Below are 248 nucleotides of genomic sequence, written 5' to 3'. Positions count from 1 at the left end.
CGGACCGCGCTGCGCGGCTGAAACCCGTCATTGCGAGCGCAGCGAAGCAACCCATGGGGTGAGTGCCCGGCGCTCTGGATGGCTTCGCTGCGCTCGCAAGGACGCGAGGGGGAGGCTCAATGGCACCGGACCGCGCTGCGCGGCTGAAACCCGTCATTGCGAGCGCAGCGAAGCAATCCAGGGGGTGAGCGCCCGGCGCTCTGGATGGCTTCGCTACGCTCGCAAGGACGCGAGGGGGAGGCTCAATC

It is taken from the genome of Allobosea sp. Leaf344, from assembly GCF_001426225.1.
GTDB lineage: Bacteria > Pseudomonadota > Alphaproteobacteria > Rhizobiales > Beijerinckiaceae > Allobosea.
Note: the sequence above shows the minus strand (reverse complement) of the source record.